Source organism: Ruegeria sp. H8 (assembly GCF_056532905.1).
This window is the reverse complement of the sequence record NZ_JBQFNY010000005.1, coordinates 184,657-198,895: the sequence shown is the minus strand read 5'-3', so window position 1 is coordinate 198,895 and position 14,239 is coordinate 184,657. Positions and strand designations below refer to the sequence as shown.

Genomic DNA, 14,239 nt, shown 5'->3' with positions numbered 1-14,239 from the left:
TCAGTAGCCCTGATCACGATCGACTTCATGCAGCAAGGCCGCGCCGGAACTGAGGCGTCGGAAGTTTTCGGCCACATCCGACAACGCGTCGCCCAGATGCCAGCCTGAAACATGTGGTGTGATCGTTACGCCGGGGTGGCGCCATAGCGGGCTGTCTTGTGGCAAAGGTTCCCGCGAGGTGACGTCCAAAACGGCATGCCCCGGAACCCCTGCGTCCAGTGCCGCGATGAGGGCGTCCTCATCAATCAGATTTCCGCGCCCGGCGTTCAGCAACTGACTGCCGGGTTTCATCGCCGCCAGCATCCGGGCATCAAACAGGCCAGCGGTCTGAGGGGTCGAGGGCAGGATGGCGCAAACGTGGTCACATTGGCCAAGAAGCGCGGGCAACGCGTCCTGCCCATGGATGCAAGTTACGCCTTCAATGGCTTTTGGCGTACGGCTCCAGCCCATCACCTGAAAACCCACGGCGTGCAGCATCCGCGCGGTGCGGGCGCCGATGTGGCCAAGACCCAGAACACCGACCACGGTGTCCGGCGTAAAAACCGGTGCGCGCGGGGACCACTCGGCGCGGGTTTGAGCCGCTTCGTGAAACGCCATGTGTCGCTGAGCGCGCAGGATATAGGCCAGAAACCACTCGGCAATGCCCTGTGCCGGGGCGTCAGGCTTCAGGCGGGCGATGCGAACGTGACCGGGCAGGCCGGGATGGCTGACAATGGTCTCGACCCCTGCGCCCAGCTTTTGAACCAGTTTCAGGTTCGGCAGTCGCGTCGGGTGGTCACGTTTCATGTCAACCACGGCCAGCATCGTTATGTCATCCGGATTGCCCAGCGTTTGGGCGGTGCGGATATCCGCATCCGGCAACACCGCCTGTAAACTGCGGGCAATTTCGTCATCACTTATCCAGTTGGACAGCCCGGTTTCGATCAACAACGCCATGTGCGGCTCCTGCATATGTTTGATGTGGTGACGTCCCGTCACTGCGGTGGACAGGGCCCGGGCAGTTAAGCCATCCTTGCGGCAAAAGTATAGCCCGGACCCGGTGCTTCAGAGGGACATTTCCGAAAACATGACATTCAGCCTGGCCGTGCAAATTCATGATCATCTGCAAGACGTTGCTGATATGACCGTGGCCGAGGTCATTCGGATGGATGGCGCATGTGTCCCTGGCGGTGATGGCGAAACTGATCGCAAGGCCGGCGTGTCAAACAAATTCGCCCCCAAAGTCGGAACGGGGAAAGTGTTTGAACGCCCGGGCACAGACAAACGGAAACGATTTGCGCAAGAACAGACCTGAGGATCACATGGCCGAAGCGCTCGACTTTACCAACACGACCTATTTTCATCAGCGCAAGGACGGGGCGTTTGTTGGCAACGATGCCGCGCGCGGGCCTTGGTCTGCCGCACATTGCCACGCGGGGCCGGTCAGCGGCTTGATCGTACGGGCCGCTGAAACCGAAATCGGCCCCGAGAAGATGCTGACCCGACTGACTGTCGATTTGCTGAGGCCGCTCCCGCTGGCCGGGCTTCGCGTTGCGGCAGAAACCACGCGCCACACAAAGACGCTCGGGACTACGCGGGTCACGGTGCACGATCTCGACGATACGTTGTGCGCCACGGCCACAACCATGCACCTGTTGCGGCGCGATCTGGGGCAGGTGCCGAATGTCGAAATGGATGCGCCGAAAATAGAGGACGTTGTCGATGGCCCTTTTCCGATAGGTGAAATTCGCCACGACCTGCCAGGCTTTGCCCATTACAGCGATATTCGCTATCCCGCAGGGGGAAAACAGGGCGCCGGACCCAAAACGATTTGGATGCGTACTCCGCAGCTTTTGCAGGGCGAGGATCAATCGCCCATACAGGCCCTGTGTCCGTTGGCCGATTGTGGCAACGGTATTTCCTGGAATGCGCCGACCACTGAAATGGGGTTCATGAATACGGACCTGACCGTGCATATCCACCGTGAACCGGTTTCGGATTGGCTGGCCTCAAAATCGATTTCGCATTGGCAGCCTTCCGGCATCGGCATGTCTCAGTCCGTGCTCTTTGATACGCAAGGTCCGGTGGGCACAGCGCTGCAAACACTGGTTCTGTTTCCGCCGACTTGATGGTGGGCCGGATTTCGCATCGGGATTGAAAATGTCGTTGCCGCCACGCGGACGGAGACCTATCTTGCGCCTATGCGTTATCTTATAACCACTTTGATCCTTTGTTTGCCGATGCAGGCCAACGCCCACCCGCATGTCTTCATTGATACCGGGCTGGAGTTCATCGTGGATGACGCCGGTCAACTGACCCATGTTCGCGTGACCTGGGCGTATGACGAATTCTACTCGTTGCTGGTTCTGGAAGACATGAAGCTGGATCAGGATGCTGACGGCGTTCTGACGGAAAGCGAAGAACGGTTCCTGACCGGGTTCGATACGCAGTGGGTGGAAGGATATAACGGCGATCTTGTCGTTGCCGCAGACGGAACCCCCGTCGCGCTGTCGGGCCCGATGGAGGCGCAGGCGACAGTTGAAGACGGGCGCGTTGTCACCACGCATCTCAGGGCGGTGGAGGCTGGTTCCGTCGCGGCCACGGCGCTGTCTGCGAAAGCGTTTGATGAGACGTTTTATACCGCCTACGAGGTGACGCGGCCCGTGACCGTGACGGGCGCCGCCGCGTGCCAGATTGACCGGTTTGACCCGGATATCGACGGCGAACTGGCCCAGATGCAGGCCTTTCTGCTGACCCTGGACGCCGACTATGACCTCGAGGAAAATGACATCCCTCTGGTCGGTGAACGTTTTGCCACCGAGATCCGCGTTTCATGTCCCGCTACCTGATCCTGCCTGTCGGCCTGGCGATTGCACTGCTGCTCTGGTTTTGGGGCAGCGGAGGCTTTGACAGTCTTGCGGCCTGGGCTGCGGGAGAGCAACGAGAATTCCAGAACCAGATCGCCCGGTCCTTGCGTGCCGCGCGTGCCGAGCAACCCGAGGCGGTGGCAACGCTGCTGACGGTCTGTTTCGCCTATGGGTTCTTTCATGCCATCGGCCCCGGCCACGGAAAGGTCCTGATCGGGGGTTACGGTTTGGGTCGGCGCGTCGCCTTCTGGCGGTTGTCGGCGATCAGTGTATTGTCCAGCCTGGGGCAGGCGGTGACGGCCGTCGTCTTGGTCTATGCCGGGGTGCTGGTGTTCCAGATGTCCCGTGAAAGCCTTGTTGGAACGACGGAACAGGTCATGGCTCCGATAAGCTACGGAGCGATCGCCCTTATCGGTCTTTGGCTGGTGGTCCGGTCCTTGCGCAGTTTCGCAAAGAGACGGAATACCACATCGCCCCATGATCACTATCATCATGAAAACGATCACACGCATCACCCTCACCACGATGGAGAAGTCTGTTCAGATTGCGGTCACCGTCATGGCCCGACTGCGCAAGAAGTTGCAAATGTGGGTTCACTGCGCGAGGCCCTGATCCTGATTGCGGGCATCGCGGCGCGACCGTGCACAGGGGCTTTGTTCGTACTGATCCTGACGTGGCAGATGGGCATCGCGATGGTCGGTATCGCCGGGGCTTTTGCCATGGCATTGGGCACGGCGCTGGTGACGACACTGGTGGGATGGACGTCCTTTGGCCTTCGCGGAGGTCTGCTGGCCTCAGCCTCGGCCACTCGGTTCGCATCGGTGCTGGCCCCAACCATCGAACTGGTCGCCGGGCTGATCATTGCCGTGATCGCAAGTGGTTTGCTGCTGCGTGCGATTTAGGTCAGTCGAAGACCGGTTCCGGATATCCGACCCGCGCCAGATACAGCCCCTGCGGCGGGCATACTGGTCCGCAGGCCGCACGGTCGGCAGCTTCCAGCGCCTCGCGCACCTCTTCCGGGGTCCACGCTCCGGCGCCCACACGTTCCAGCGTTCCGACGAAACTGCGCACCTGATTGTGCAGGAATGACCGAGCCCTTACGTGGAAATGAACCTCGGGGCCGGAAAAGCCCTGAACCTGTTCAACCCGCAATTCATCCAGCGTTTTGACCGGGCTGGCCGCCTGGCAAATCGACGACCTGAAGGTCGTGAAATCATGGCGACCCAGCAGCATGTTCGCCCCTTGCTGCATGGCCTCGACATCCAGCGGATGACTGATCTGCCAAACCTGCCCTTTGTCATGGGTTGCAGGCGCGCGTCGCATCAGGATGCGGAACAGGTATTGCCGTTCGACCGCCGAAAACCGCGCGTGCCAATCGTCGGTCACGCGCGCGGCATCCACGATCGCCACCGGCTGCGGTTTGAGGTGATAGTTCAGCGCCTCGGACAGGCGGAACGGGTCCCACTCCTTGGCCATGTCGCAATGGGCGACCTGACCCAACGCATGAACGCCGGCGTCGGTGCGCCCCGCGGCAGCAATCGTATGCGCACCCGGCTGGATACGGGACAGGGCCTGTTCGATGGCACCTTGCACCGACGGCTGATCCTTTTGCCGCTGCCATCCGGCAAACGGTTCCCCCTGGTATTCGACTTTCAACGCGTATCTGGGCATGTGCCGCTGGTACAGCGCGGCGCGGGAACGGGCAAGGGGGCGAAAGCGCTGGTATGTGCGGTACCCTCTACCTATCTTGGGTGAAACGATAATTGCGGGGCGACGGATTGGTCATCTCATCTCTGGCAGACAGTCTTGTGCGCGGCGTCGAAACCATCGGCGACAGCGTCTCCGAGACGTTTTTTGAACCTGTCATCCGCCTGGGTGTCACCGGGTTGGCGCGGTCGGGCAAGACGGTTTTTATCACCTCGCTGGTGGCGAACCTGCTGGATCGGGGGCGCATGGCCGGGTTGGTTGCGCAGCAGGAAGGTCGGATCAATGCCGCCTATCTGCAACCGCAGCCGGATGACACCGTGCCCCGGTTCGATTATGAAACGCACCTGTCCGCCCTGACGGGTCCGACACCGCACTGGCCGGACAGCACGCGCGCGGTGTCAGAGCTGCGCCTGTCCTTCAAAGCCCGCCCAGCCGGCTTGCTTGCCGGCTTGCAGGGACCGCGCACCGTTCATCTGGACATCGTCGATTACCCCGGCGAATGGCTTCTGGATCTGGCCCTGCTGGACAAGTCTTATGCAGACTGGTCTCGGGAAACACTGGAACGTATCGAGGCCCGCTCGGAGGCGGCCGAGTATTTGGGGCAGGCCCATGCCGCGGCCCCGTCCGGCGCGCATGACGAGCCGACCGCGCAAGCGCTGGCATCGTCGTTCACGACCTATCTCAATCAGGCGCGTGAAGCGGGGTACTACGACTGTACCCCCGGGCGTTTCCTGCTGCCGGGGGATCTGGCCGGATCTCCGGTTCTGACCTTTGCGCCGTTGGTGGTGTCTGGCCCGTCGCGGCGCAGAACGCTTCAACGCGAGATGGAACGGCGATACGAGGCCTATAAAGCCCAGGTCGTGAAACCGTTTTTTCGCGATCATTTCTCGCGCATCGACCGGCAGGTGGTTCTGGTCGATGCGCTGGGCGCTATTCACAAAGGTCCTCAGGCGGTCGAGGATATGCGCCGCGCCATGGCTGATATCCTGTCGGCCTTTCGCCCCGGCCGAAACGCGTGGCTCAGCCAATTGCTGCTGGGCAAAAGGGTTGAACGCATCCTTTTTGCGGCGACAAAAGCGGACCACCTGCACCACATGCAGCACCCCCGCCTGACCGCGATTATCGAGGCGTTGACGCGTGAGGCGCGTGATCGGGCGAATTTCGCCGGAGCCCGGACCGAGGCCCTGTCTCTGGCTTCGCTGCGTGCCACGACCGAAGAACTGCGCCACCACGACGGGACAGACTTGCCATGTGTTCGGGGTACCCTGTTGGAGAGCGGCAAACAGGCCGCCTTCTACCCGGGAGAATTGCCCGAGGATCCAGCGCATCTGTTGGGTCCGGCCAGAAACGGGGCTGATGCGTGGTTGGGCGAAGATTACGGCTTCATGGCCTTTGCCCCGGCGAAGCTGTCGCTGAAACCCGGTGATGGCCCGCCGCATATCCGGCTGGACAGAGCGGCACAGTTCTTGATCGGAGATCGGTTGTGACGATAATTCTGCGCCGCGCGCGCTCGACGGATGCGGGCACCATCGGGTCGATCCTGCACGGTTTCGCCTTGGAAAACGACTGGATGCCTGAATTGCACAGCTGCGCCGAGACGATCGCTTTCTGTGGTCGAATGATTGATCTGGAATGGGTGACCGTGGCCGAAACTGAGGCCGGCGTTGTCGGTTTTTTGGCGCTCGACGGTCGTGAAATCCATTCGCTTTATCTGGATGCTTCGGTTCGGGGCCGCGGGATTGGTCGGCAATTGCTGGATCACGCCAAATCGGCCCGCTCGGAGCTGAGCTTGTACGCGTTTCAGAACAATGCCCGAGCCTGCCGGTTTTATGAACGTAACGGCTTTGCCGAGGTGGCTCGCAGCGATGGGGCGGACAACGACGAAAACCTGCCGGACATACGGTTTGTCTGGCGCAGCGAGGATGTGATCAATGGCTAAAGGCCCGGTTTTGATCGATCTTGAAACGGATGAGCCCCCTGCCGATGTCGCCAAGGCCCCGCCGGTGCCGGACATCGCGCAACCACAAGGGCAGGCGATGCAAAGCGCGGCGCGGCTGGCGGCGCGCAAACCATCGGCTCTGGCACGCTGGTTCTGGGGGCTTGCACTGGCAGTGATCGGGGCGGCCGTATCGGTGGCCGCGTGGGATTTTGCAACTTCGCTGGTGGCGCGAACGCCTTTTTTGGGTTGGATCGTAACCGGATTGATCGCCGCTCTGGTTCTTGTGGCGCTTATGATCGCAATCCGTGAACTGGCCGCATTGGGGCGATTGTCCCGTGTGGATGGCCTGCGCCGGGCCGCAGATGCCGCGTTGGCTGAGGACGATCTGGCTCAGGCCCGCGCAGTCACCAATCGTATCATCGCATTCTACAAAGGCCGGGAAGACACGCGCTGGGGCCGCGAACGATTGACCGAGCGGATGGCGGATCAGTTCGATGCGTCAGCTCTGCTGGAACTTGCCGAAGTTGAGCTGTTGGCGCCTCTGGACGAAGCCGCCAGCCGCGAGGTCGAGGCCGCGGCCCGGCAAGTTGCAACCGTGACCGCATTGGTGCCATTGGCGCTTGCGGATGTGATAACCGCGCTGGCCGCGTCATTGCGGATGATCCGCCGGGTTGCGGAAATCTATGGCGGGCGCGCGGGTACGCTGGGCGGCTGGCGTCTGACCCGCAGTGTATTTGTGCATCTGGTGGCGACAGGGGCGGTTGCAGTCGGCGATGATCTGCTGGAGCCCGTCCTGGGCGGTTCCGTTCTGAGCAAACTGTCACGCCGGTTCGGCGAAGGTCTGGTCAACGGGGCCCTCAGCGCTCGTGTGGGTGTGGCCGCGATGGAGGTGTGCCGCCCGTTGCCGTTCTCGGACAGGCACAAACCTTCGACGCGGGGCATCATCAAGCGCGCCTTGCAAGGCCTGTTTTCCAAGGGTTGATCCAAAGCAAGGCGCCCCGGCCTGCGCTTCGGCACACTGAATGTGTCAAAGGAGCCAGCCATGACGGATCACGGTCACAGCCCGCAGGAAATCGCCGAACGGATCAACGCGCCGCCCGGACGCGGCGTGTTGCGTGATGTCGTATATGGCGGCATCGACGGGTCCGTCACCACATTTGCCATTGTGGCAGGCGTTGCAGGGGCAGGTCTTTCCCCTTTCGTTATCGTGGCGCTTGGCCTGGCGAATGTTCTGGCTGACGGGTTTTCGATGGCTGCGGGCAATTATTCGGGCACCAAGGCCGAACTGGACAACATTCGCCGCATCCGCGCGGTCGAGGAACGCCACATTGCGTTGTACCCGGATGGTGAGCGCGAAGAAGTGCGAGAGATCCTTGCGCAAAAAGGGCTGTCTGGCGACATTCTGATCGATGCCACGGCAGAGATCACCTCGAGTACCGAAAACTGGATCAACCTGATGATCGAAGGTGAATATGGTCTGGGCAGTGTCGACCCGCATCCAATGAAAGCGGCTGTGGCCACCTTCTTCGCGTTTCTGGTGGCGGGGATGATCCCATTGCTGCCGTTTCTGGCGTCCGTGCCGAACGCGTTTGCGATCTCGGCCTGGATGACCATGGCTGTCTTTTTTGCGATTGGCGCGCTCAAAAGCCGGTGGTCACTGGCTCCCTGGTGGCGGTCGGGGATCGAGACGTTTTTGATCGGCGGGCTGGCCGCGCTGATCGCGTATCTCGTCGGGTCCCTGTTCCACCCATGAAATTTGCGGCGCTGGGATGACGGTTGTTGCAGTGGGCCTTACCGCAGACCCCGGACCTTTTCAGGCCGACGATCGCGCGCCCGGCGATTTCGGTGCTTTAGATCGGATCACAGCTTTCCTTACTGTCACTTTCGGACGGCTCAAGATAGCCTGACCTCCAAAAGGATCGGAGACTCGGTTGGAATCGCTGCTTGTTCTTGTTGGCCTGATAGTTCTGGCCATCCCTGTGACATTGATCGCTCTTTTGGTCGGGCATTCCCGATTGCGTCGCCGGGTAGAGCAGCTGGAAGCGCAAATCGACGCATTGGCCTCAGGCGATGCGACCGTCCTGCCGCAACCGGAACAGGAAACGCCTGCAACGCAACCTGCTGCCGAAGAGAAGCCGCGCAGGCCGGCACCCTGGTCGGCTCCAAAACGGCAGGAAGACAACAGTGCCGACGCTCAGGATGCAGAGATTTCTTCTCCGGCTGTCGTGTTTCGCCATGACAGGTTTGCGGCTTTGGGCGCGTGGCTGCGCGAGAACTGGTTTTATGTGGTTTCGGCCCTGTCTCTGGCGCTGGCCGGTATTTTCCTTGTGCAATACGGCGTCGAAAGCGGATTTCTGCCACCGGCGGCCCGTGTTGTCGCAGCCCTGGGTTTCGGCACGATTCTGATCCTCGTAGGAGAAATCCTGCGCCGCAAGTTCGGTGATGACGAAGCGGTGGCAACCGCCTATCTGCCCTCGGTCTTTTCCGGTGCCGGGCTTGTCACTTTGTTCGGGGCCATCCTGTCCGCGCGCCAGCTGTACAACCTGATCGGTGCCGAAACGGCACTGGCAGGGATGGTCGTTGTCGCGCTGGTGGGCCTCGTTCTGGGGTGGTTCCACGGTCCGCTGCTGGCTGCGGTCGGTTTGATCGGTGCCTTCGCGGCGCCTTTCCTGGTCGGGGGCGCGTCCGATGATCCGTCGTGGCTTTACGCGTATTTCCTGCTGGTTGCCGTCTTGGGTCTGGGTATCGACACGGTACGACGCTGGGCATGGATCTCGGTCCTGACGCTGTTCGGGGCCTATGTGGCGAACCTGCTTCTGGTGATGGGCGCGCCGAGTACGGAATCGGGATACCTGATCGCGGCAACTGTGCTGGCGCTTTTGGCAACCGCCATTCCGGTGCGGCGCATTTGGCCAAATCACGCGGGCCCCATGCTGACTGAGATGATCCGCCGCCCAAAGGCCCGCCCCTGGGCGGAATTCCCAACTCGACTGGCAGCCGGGGCCGTCGCGGCAAGTACGGTGATCCTGGCCTGGCATTGGGCGGACACAGAACCCGAATTCTGGTTGGGCGTCAGCCTGTTGTCTGCCCTTGTTCTGGCGCTGCTTCTATGGGCTAAGGATGCACCGGCCCTTCGGGACCTGACCGTCCTGCCTGCGGCTGGATTGGTGGTCTTTGTCGCCTCTCACGGGCTTGAGAATGGCGCGGTTCTGGACAGGTTTGCGGGCACTTACGCGGAAACGCCCGAGGCCGACTATCCGATGGTGGTCACTGTGCTGGCCGCTTTGGGAGGTTTGATGTCGGCCCTGATGGCGTGGCGGTCATTCAAGGCAAACCAGTATCGCGCCGTCTGGGCCGGAGGAGCCGCGCTTTTTGCACCCGTGCTGGCCATCGCGCTGGAAATAGGCTGGCATCCGGCTTCGGTGATCGGGGCTTATCCTTGGGCGCTCCACGCGATTGCGCTGGCTGTGTTGATGGTGGTTCTGGCTGAACGCTTTGCCCGCGTTGACGGCGATGACCGGATACGGGCGGCACTGGCCACCCTGTCCATGCTGTCGTGTCTGGTCTTTGCCTGCGTCATCGTGCTCAGCTCGGCGGCGCTTACGGTTGCTTTGGTCGCCAGCGTTGTGGCTGCGGCCGCGTTGGACCGCAGGTTCATCCTGCCGCCGATGAGCTGGTTCATCTGGGCCGGTGTCTTTGCCGTCACGGTGCGTTTGGTGCTTGATCCAGGGCTGGACTGGGCCAATTCCGCTCCGGTGTCCGAGATGGCGATGGTCTATGGCGCGGCCACATTGGGATTTGTCGTGGGCTGGTGGCTTTTGCGTCCGTTGAATCGCCCACTGGCGGCGCTGCTGCTGGAAAGTGCGGCATGGGCGACAGCGGGTATCCTGCTTTCATTGCTGCTGCTGCGTTGGCTCGAAGGCTTTGGCGAGGGCGGCGCTGACAACAGCCATTGGGGCCTGGGTCTGTTGGCCGTCATCTGGCTTTTGCTTGCGTTCGCGCAGGTACAGAGGTTCGGGTTGGGTGGCAAACTGAACTACCTGCGATACCTGCTTGCTCTGTTCTTTGCGGGTCATGGCCTTTTCTATCTGTTGCCGGCATTGGCGGACCAGAACCCCTTGTTTGATCCGAATGCGGATCCGGTGCTTGGGCCGCCGGTTTTGAATACGCTGGCCGTTGCCTATCTGTTGCCCGCATTGGCCATCGGCGGATCGGCCTGGAGGATCCGGGAAATGCCGAAACCGATCATGCAAGCAAGCTTTGCCGTTGCAGGGACGTTGGCGGCAGTTTGGTTGGGTTTGACGATCCGTCACGTCTGGCAGGGTGCGGCGGGGATGTATGAAGGCAACGGCGTCACCCAGCCGGAACTGTATACCTACACTTTGGTGCTGCTGCTGATCGGGGCCGCTCTGTTCTATCAATCTCTTGCCCGCCGATCCGACCTGATGCGCAAGGCAGGGCTGGCGGTGATCGGGCTGGCGGTGGCCAAGGTCTTTCTGATCGACATCGCCGGTCTGGGCGGCCTGATCCGGGTGTTTTCACTGTTGGCGCTGGGCCTTGCGCTGGCCGGTCTTGCGTGGCTGAACCGGTGGGCGAAATTGCGCCATTCGCCGCAGCGGGCAGAACCTCTGGACCATTAGGTGCAGGCGTCATATAAGCGCGCCATGCATGACCGGATGGCCATCATTATTCGAATTATATCCCCGGCGCTCTGACCTCCTGAGACGCCGGGCAAAGGTGTTTGAGACTTCGCACCGACCGCTTCGATCCAATAGACGACCAGATCATCCAAAGGACGCCCCAAATGTGCGCCGACACGATCCAGACACCTGATTACAAAGACACGCTGAACCTGCCCAAAACCGATTTCCCCATGCGCGCCAGCCTGCCCAAGCGCGAGCCTGCCTGGCTGGAACGGTGGGAGACCATCGGTGTCTATGACCGCCTGCGCGAGAAAGAGGGCCGCACGCCCTTTACCCTGCACGATGGCCCTCCTTATGCAAATGGGCATCTGCATATCGGCCACGCCCTTAACAAGACCATCAAGGACATGATCGTGCGATCCCATCAGATGATGGGCTTTGATGCGCGATACGTCCCCGGCTGGGACTGCCACGGCCTGCCGATCGAATGGAAGATCGAGGAACAGTACCGCAAGAAGGGCAAGAACAAGGACGAGGTGAACATCGTCGACTTCCGTCAGGAATGCCGCAAGTTCGCCGAGGGCTGGATCGACATCCAGCGCGAAGAGTTCAAGCGTCTGGGCATCACCGGCAACTGGGCCGATCCCTACATCACCATGGATTATCACGCCGAGGCGGTGATTGCGGACGAATTCATGAAGTTCCTGATGAACGGCACGCTCTATCAGGGCTCGAAGCCTGTCATGTGGTCGCCCATCGAAAAGACGGCCCTGGCCGAGGCCGAGGTCGAGTATCACGACAAGGAAAGCTTCACCATCTGGGTGAAGTTCAAGGTCGTGAATGCGGGCGATCTTGATGATGCCTATGTGGTAATCTGGACGACGACGCCGTGGACCATGCCGTCGAACAAGGCCGTCGTCTATGGCAAGGACATTTCCTACGGTCTCTACGAAGTTACCGGCACGCCCGAGGAATGCTGGGCCAAGGTAGGCGACAAGTTCCTGCTGGCCGACAATCTGGCCGCTGACGTTCTGGGCCGTGCCCGTCTGAACGACGATCAATGGACCCGTGTGCGCGACGTGACCGCCGACGAATTGGAGAGCGTGCAGCTGCTTCACCCGCTGGCCGGGGCCGAAGGCGGCAATGGCGAATGGGATGACATCCGCGATTTCCGCGCCGCTGACTTCGTGACCGATACCGAAGGCACCGGTTTCGTCCACTGCGCGCCGTCCCACGGGATGGAGGAGTTCGAGCTGTACCGTGATCTGGGCATGCTGGAACAGGTCATCACCTATAACGTGATGGACGATGGCTCGTTCCGCGCTGATCTGCCGTTCTTTGGCGGCAAATACATCCTGTCCCGCAAGGGCGGCGAGGGTGACGCAAACAAGGCCGTCATCGACAAGCTGGCCGAGGTCGGCGGGCTGCTGGCGCGCGGCAAGATCAAGCACAGCTATCCGCATTCGTGGCGCTCGAAGGCGCCGATCATCTATCGCAACACGCCGCAGTGGTTCGCATCCGTCGACCGCAAGCTGGATGACGGTATGGGCGAGATGGGCGACACCATCCGCGAACGTGCCCTGCGGTCGATTGACGAGCTGGTGAAGTGGACGCCGCAGTCCGGCCGCAACCGCCTGTATTCGATGATCGAAGCGCGCCCGGATTGGGTTCTGTCGCGCCAGCGTGCATGGGGTGTGCCGCTGACCTGCTTCACCAAGAAGGGCGCTCTGCCCACCGACGCGGATTACCTGCTGCGCAACGCCGAACTCAACGCCCGCATCAAGGCGGCGTTCGAGAAGGACGGTGCGGATGTTTGGTACACCGACGGCTTCAAGGAAAAGATCCTCGACGGAATCGCCAACCCGGACGACTACGAACAGGTCTTTGACGTGCTGGATGTTTGGTTCGACTCGGGTTCCACCCACGCGTTTGTTCTGCGCGATCGCGAGGACGGGACCGAGGATGGCATCGCCGATGTCTACATGGAAGGCACCGACCAGCACCGCGGCTGGTTCCATTCGTCCATGCTGCAAGCCTGCGGCACCAAGGGCCGCGCGCCCTATCGCAACGTAGTGACCCACGGTTTCACGCTGGATGCCAAGGGCAACAAGATGTCCAAGTCGCTGGGCAACACCATCGTGCCGGAAGAGGTCGTCAAGCAATACGGTGCCGATATCCTGCGCCTGTGGGTGGCGCAGACCGATTATACCGCCGACCAGCGGATCGGGCCGGAGATTCTGAAGGGCACCGCCGACAGCTATCGCCGTCTGCGCAACACCATGCGGTTCATGCTGGGCTCATTGGCCGACTTCACCGAGGCCGACCGCGTCGCGCCCGAGGATATGCCGCGTCTGGAACGCTGGGTTCTCAGCCGTCTGGCGGAATTGGATGAGCAGGTGCGCAAGGGTTATGCCGCGTTTGACTTCCAGGGTGTTTTCAGCGCCGTGTTCAACTTTGCTACGGTTGATCTGTCGTCCTTCTATTTCGACGTTCGCAAGGATGTTCTGTACTGCGACGGAGACAGCACACGCCGCCGCGCCGCGCGCACTGTTCTGGATATCCTGTTCCACCGTCTGACCACCTGGTTGGCCCCGGTTCTGGTCTTCACCATGGAAGAGGTCTGGCTGGAGCGGTTCCCGGGCGACGACAGTTCGGTCCATCTGGTGGACTTTCCGGATACACCTGCCGATTGGCGCGATGCCGAGCTTGAGGCCAACATGGCCAAGGTGCGCCGTGTACGCCGGGCCGTGACTGCCGCGCTGGAGGTTCAGCGTCAGGACAAGGTGATCGGCTCCAGCCTCGAGGCGGCACCGATCGTGCATGTCGAGGATGGTGATACCCGCGATCTGCTGGCCACGTTCGACGTGGACGACATGTGCATCACCTCGGGCCTGACCGTGACCGGCGATCCCGCCCCGGCCGAGGCGTTCCGTGTGCCGGAAATCGAAGGCGTTGCCGTCGTATTCGAAAAAGCAGAAGGCGAGAAATGTCAGCGTTGCTGGAAAATCCTGCCTGATGTGGGCCGCCACACCCACGCGGGCGTCTGCGGGCGCTGCAATGAGGCGCTGGGATAAATCAACGCGCCCCCCGAATTCAGTCGGGGG

General features: G+C 61.4%; 12 protein-coding genes. 10 read left to right on the top strand and 2 right to left on the bottom strand.

The genetic code is table 11. The annotated features are described in order from the left end of the window. Positions 1 to 936 (bottom strand): 2-hydroxyacid dehydrogenase, encoded by a 936-nt coding sequence (locus ACR0A2_RS14120; RefSeq protein WP_480835640.1) that lies wholly within the window; start codon positions 934 to 936, stop codon positions 1 to 3. 130 nt (positions 937 to 1,066) lie between these two features. Between ACR0A2_RS14120 and ACR0A2_RS14115 the strand changes: the two genes are divergently transcribed. The 4 genes from ACR0A2_RS14115 (at position 1,067) to ACR0A2_RS14100 (ending at position 3,748) form a co-directional block, all read left to right on the top strand. Next, on the top strand, positions 1,067 to 1,294 hold the full coding sequence (locus ACR0A2_RS14115) for a hypothetical protein (RefSeq protein WP_480835638.1): 228 nt from the start codon (positions 1,067 to 1,069) through the stop codon (positions 1,292 to 1,294). 7 nt (positions 1,295 to 1,301) lie between these two features. Then, entirely contained in the window at positions 1,302 to 2,108 is an 807-nt protein-coding gene (locus ACR0A2_RS14110; RefSeq protein WP_480447082.1) for a thioesterase family protein, read from the top strand. Between the two features lie 72 nt (positions 2,109 to 2,180). Next, positions 2,181 to 2,828 (top strand): DUF1007 family protein, encoded by a 648-nt coding sequence (locus ACR0A2_RS14105; RefSeq protein ID WP_480835637.1) that lies wholly within the window; start codon positions 2,181 to 2,183, stop codon positions 2,826 to 2,828. Further along, positions 2,813 to 3,748 (top strand): nickel/cobalt transporter, encoded by a 936-nt coding sequence (locus ACR0A2_RS14100; RefSeq protein WP_480835636.1) that lies wholly within the window; start codon positions 2,813 to 2,815, stop codon positions 3,746 to 3,748. Before ACR0A2_RS14105 ends, ACR0A2_RS14100 begins: the two co-directional genes overlap by 16 nt. A 1-nt stretch (position 3,749) precedes the next feature. Here ACR0A2_RS14100 and truA read toward each other — a convergent pair whose 3' ends face one another. Further along, positions 3,750 to 4,517, bottom strand: a complete 768-nt coding sequence (gene truA, locus ACR0A2_RS14095; RefSeq protein WP_480835634.1) for a tRNA pseudouridine(38-40) synthase TruA — start codon at positions 4,515 to 4,517, stop codon at positions 3,750 to 3,752. 107 nt (positions 4,518 to 4,624) lie between these two features. Here truA and ACR0A2_RS14090 point away from each other — a divergent pair, with 107 nt between their 5' ends. The 6 genes from ACR0A2_RS14090 (at position 4,625) to ileS (ending at position 14,209) form a co-directional block, all read left to right on the top strand. Next, entirely contained in the window at positions 4,625 to 6,040 is a 1,416-nt protein-coding gene (locus ACR0A2_RS14090; RefSeq protein WP_480835632.1) for a YcjX family GTP-binding protein, read from the top strand. Further along, positions 6,037 to 6,492: a GNAT family N-acetyltransferase gene (locus tag ACR0A2_RS14085; protein ID WP_152457204.1), complete on the top strand. Its 456-nt coding sequence runs from the start codon at positions 6,037 to 6,039 to the stop codon at positions 6,490 to 6,492. Before ACR0A2_RS14090 ends, ACR0A2_RS14085 begins: the two co-directional genes overlap by 4 nt. Beyond that, positions 6,485 to 7,474 carry a YcjF family protein gene (locus ACR0A2_RS14080; RefSeq protein ID WP_171170879.1) on the top strand — a complete coding sequence of 330 codons (990 nt, stop codon included), beginning with the start codon at positions 6,485 to 6,487 and terminating at the stop codon, positions 7,472 to 7,474. Before ACR0A2_RS14085 ends, ACR0A2_RS14080 begins: the two co-directional genes overlap by 8 nt. A 60-nt stretch (positions 7,475 to 7,534) precedes the next feature. Beyond that, positions 7,535 to 8,245, top strand: coding sequence for a VIT1/CCC1 transporter family protein (locus ACR0A2_RS14075; RefSeq protein WP_152457206.1), 711 nt, complete (start codon positions 7,535 to 7,537; stop codon positions 8,243 to 8,245). A gap of 178 nt (positions 8,246 to 8,423) precedes the next feature. Next, positions 8,424 to 11,132: a DUF2339 domain-containing protein gene (locus ACR0A2_RS14070; RefSeq protein ID WP_480835630.1), complete on the top strand. Its 2,709-nt coding sequence runs from the start codon at positions 8,424 to 8,426 to the stop codon at positions 11,130 to 11,132. 164 nt (positions 11,133 to 11,296) lie between these two features. Next, a complete protein-coding gene (gene ileS, locus ACR0A2_RS14065; protein ID WP_480835628.1) occupies positions 11,297 to 14,209 on the top strand; it encodes an isoleucine--tRNA ligase in 2,913 nt (970 codons plus the stop codon). Positions 14,210 to 14,239 lie beyond the last annotated feature (30 nt).

Coding starts and splice junctions, on each gene's coding strand:
- ileS (WP_480835628.1), top strand. CDS start 11,297: ATGTGCGCCGACACGATCCAGACACCTGATTACAAAGACACGCTGAAC.
- ACR0A2_RS14105 (WP_480835637.1), top strand. CDS start 2,181: ATGCGTTATCTTATAACCACTTTGATCCTTTGTTTGCCGATGCAGGCC.
- ACR0A2_RS14075 (WP_152457206.1), top strand. CDS start 7,535: ATGACGGATCACGGTCACAGCCCGCAGGAAATCGCCGAACGGATCAAC.
- ACR0A2_RS14120 (WP_480835640.1), bottom strand. CDS start 936: ATGGCGTTGTTGATCGAAACCGGGCTGTCCAACTGGATAAGTGATGAC.
- ACR0A2_RS14080 (WP_171170879.1), top strand. CDS start 6,485: ATGGCTAAAGGCCCGGTTTTGATCGATCTTGAAACGGATGAGCCCCCT.
- truA (WP_480835634.1), bottom strand. CDS start 4,517: ATGCCCAGATACGCGTTGAAAGTCGAATACCAGGGGGAACCGTTTGCC.
- ACR0A2_RS14100 (WP_480835636.1), top strand. CDS start 2,813: ATGTCCCGCTACCTGATCCTGCCTGTCGGCCTGGCGATTGCACTGCTG.
- ACR0A2_RS14110 (WP_480447082.1), top strand. CDS start 1,302: ATGGCCGAAGCGCTCGACTTTACCAACACGACCTATTTTCATCAGCGC.
- ACR0A2_RS14115 (WP_480835638.1), top strand. CDS start 1,067: ATGACATTCAGCCTGGCCGTGCAAATTCATGATCATCTGCAAGACGTT.